Raw genomic sequence first — 2992 nt, 5'->3', positions numbered from 1 at the left:
GTCGGCGGCGGCCCGCGCCCATGCCGGGGCCATGGCACGGCAGGGCCGGCTGGGCGCGGAGGGGCCGGACGGGATCTCCGTCTTCCAGCGGATCACGGCGGGCGGGTACCGCTATCTCCGGATCGAGCAGCACCTGGTCTCCGGGCCCCGTACGCCGCGTGAGTTCCTGGACTACTGCCGGTCCGACGCCTCGACACGGGGTCCCCTGCGGGACTCCGCGCTGACCGACGCCGGGATCGGCCGGGCGGCCGACCCGCGCTCCGGCGACCTCTACTGGACGGCCCTGTGGGCCCGGCCCTTCACCGCCGAGGGGCTGGCCAGGATCACGGCCGAGGTGCTCGCCCTGACGAACGCCGAGCGCGGCGCGGCCGGGCTCCGGCCGCTCGCCCCCGACCGGCGGCTGGCCGACACCGCGCAGACGTACAGCGCGGACATGGCGGCGCGCGCCTTCTACTCCCACACCTCGCCCGAGGGGCTCGCCCCGTGGGACCGGGCGGCCGCGGCGGGCGCGCCCCACCGGGGCATCGGCGAGAACATCGCCTGTGGCCGGCGCACGGCGGCCGAGGTGGTGGAGGGGTGGATGAACAGTCCTGGGCACCGGGCGAACATCCTCAAGCCGGACTTCACCCACCTCGGTGTGGGATACGCGGGCGGCGGCCCGGCGGGCACGTACTGGACGCAGCTCTTCGGCCAGATGTGACCGGCGCTGGGTGCACGCGGCACTTGGCGCCCGTCCGTCGGGTCAGGCCGCCACCCGCTCCGTACGCCGTCGCGGGATCCTCACGTACGTCGCGGCGTACACGACGGTCGCGGCGGCCAGGATCCCGAAGCTGGGCGGCACCTCGGGCACGGCGTAGCTGAGCGCGAGTCCGGTCCACATCTCGGCGACCGCCAGGCCCGCCGAGAGGGCGAGCGCGCGGTAGGGGCGGTCGGTGAGGCGGTGCGCGGCTCCCGCCGGGGCCGCCAGCAGGCCGAGCAGCAGCAGCGAGCCGACCGCCTGGGTGGCCTCCGCCGCACACGCGCCGACCAGCAGAAGGAACAGATAGCCGAGCAGACGCACGGGCACACCCCGGGCGGCGGCCACCTTCTCGTCCACCGAGGCGAACAGCAGCGGCCGGGCGATGACGGCGACGGCCGCGCAGATCCCGGCCGCCACGAGGGTCGCGAGGCGGGCCTGGCCGCCCGACATGCCGAAGATCGAGCCGAAGAGGACGTTCACCCCGGCGCCGCCGTTCGCCGCGCTCCGGGAGGTCGTGTAGACGGTCAGGAAGAAGACGCCCAGCCCCAGGACCCAGGAGAAGATGCCGCCGATGGCCACGTCGTCGGCCTTCCCCCGCCGGCCGAGGCCGCCGAGGAGCAGCGCGACGGCGATGGTGGCGGCGAACAGGCCGAGGCGCGGGTCGTATCCGAGCGCGAGCGCCGCCAGCGCGCCGGTGAAGGCGACGTGGCTGAGCGCGTCCCCGGTGAAGACCTGGGCGCGCAGGACCAGGAAGTAGCCGACGAGTCCGGCCGCGGCGGCGATCGCGGTCCCGGCCAGCAGGGCGTGCTGGAAGAAGGGGTGCCCCAGGGCGCCGGGCCAGCCGGAGGCGGCGGAAGCGGCGGCGTAGGACGTTCCGTACGTCGTGCCGTACGTCATGCCGCGCCTCCCGCCGGTACGGGCGCGGGCCGCCGGCCGCCGGCCAGGGCGCCGACCCTGGCCAGGACGTACGCGGCGAACGCGAACGTGGTGACGTAGAAGCCGAGGGGGTACGGCGAGTAGTAGGCGGCGATCAGGCCGAGCCAGGTCACCGCGACCGCGATCAGCACGGACAGGGCGAGGCTCCGTACGGGACGGGCGGTGAGCGTCTGGGCCGTCGCCGCGGGCATCACCAGGAGCGCGAACACCAGGAGGGTGCCGGTGATCTGGCTCGCCTCCGCCGTCGCCGCCCCGAGCAGGACGAGGAACAGCGTGGAGAGCAGCCGTACGGGCACCCCTCGCCCGGCGGCCACGTCGGGGTCGACGGAGGCGAACAGCAGCGGCCGTCCGATCACGGCCAGGGCGGCGAGAACCACCACCGTCACGACGAGCAGGATCAGGACCTGGGTGCTGGTGATGCCCAGGAAGCTGCCGAAGAGCAGCGAGGTCACCCCGCCCAACAGGCCTTTGTACAGGGCGGTGAAGAGGAATCCGCAGGCGAGGAGGAACGCCTGGACGGTTCCGACGAGCGCCGCCTCCCGGTCCTCGCTCCCCCGGCCGGCGCGCGGGACGGCGGCGACGACCAGGGCGGCGGTGAGGCAGAAGGCGAAGTAGCCGTAGGTGGCGCCGATGCCGACGAGCGCGGCGCCGGCCGCGCCGGGGAAGCCGACGACCGCGAGCGTGTGCCCGGCGAAGCTCTGCCGCCGCAGCACCATGAACCACCCCATCACCCCGGCGCCCACCGCGATCACGGTGCCGGCCCGGAAGGCGTTCACCATGAAGGGGAACGCCCACATCCGCGACACGTCGGTGATCAGGTTCCAGGACCACCCTCCGTACACGTCACCGAGTGGCACCGCGGCCCCCTCCTCCCGGAGCGGGATGCCGGTCGGTGTGCACGGCCGGCGCCTCCGGCTGTCCCACGACGACCAGCCGGCCGTCGGACGTGCGCAGCACCTCGATCGGGGTGGAGTAGAGCCGGGACAGCGTCGCGGAGGTGATCACCTCGGCGGGGGTGCCCGCCACGGCGCCGCCCTCGGCGAGGTACACGACCCGGTCGAGCCGGGACAGGATCGGGTTGACGTCGTGCGCGACCATGATCACGGCCACCCCTTCCTCCCGGCAGACACGGCCGACCAGCGCGGCGACGGCGGCCTGGTTGGGCAGGTCGAGGCTGTCGAGCGGTTCGTCGAGCAGCAGCAGCTCCGGACGGCGTACGAGCGCCTGCGCGATGAGCAGCCGTTGCTGTTCGCCGCCCGAGCACGCGCCGATCGGCCGGTGCGCGTACGACGCGGCCCCGACCAGGTCGATCACCTC

4 protein-coding genes are annotated in these 2992 nt (G+C 74.5%); 1 reads left to right on the top strand and 3 read right to left on the bottom strand.

Annotated features, from left to right (window positions below; all coding sequences use genetic code 11):
• Nucleotides 1–700: CAP domain-containing protein (locus tag GT042_RS32320; protein ID WP_237531428.1), on the top strand; the 700-nt coding region annotated here is incomplete at its 5' end.
• Between the two features lie 42 nt (nt 701–742).
• On the opposite strand, the gene GT042_RS32315 is transcribed toward GT042_RS32320, so the two are convergent.
• The 3 genes from GT042_RS32315 to GT042_RS32305 form a co-directional block, all read right to left on the bottom strand.
• Complete coding sequence (locus GT042_RS32315) at nt 743–1636, bottom strand: metal ABC transporter permease (RefSeq protein ID WP_161312247.1); 894 nt, start codon at nt 1634–1636, stop codon at nt 743–745.
• Nucleotides 1633–2532: a metal ABC transporter permease gene (locus tag GT042_RS32310; protein ID WP_345944007.1), complete on the bottom strand. Its 900-nt coding sequence runs from the start codon at nt 2530–2532 to the stop codon at nt 1633–1635. Before GT042_RS32310 ends, GT042_RS32315 begins: the two co-directional genes overlap by 4 nt.
• Nucleotides 2519–2992 (bottom strand): ATP-binding cassette domain-containing protein (locus tag GT042_RS32305; RefSeq protein ID WP_161312246.1); only part of this gene is annotated, 474 nt, incomplete at its 5' end. The genes GT042_RS32310 and GT042_RS32305, both read right to left, overlap by 14 nt.

It is taken from the genome of Streptomyces sp. SID3212 (assembly GCF_009865405.1).
GTDB lineage: Bacteria > Actinomycetota > Actinomycetes > Streptomycetales > Streptomycetaceae > Streptomyces.
This window is presented reverse-complemented; position numbering and strand designations above follow the sequence as displayed.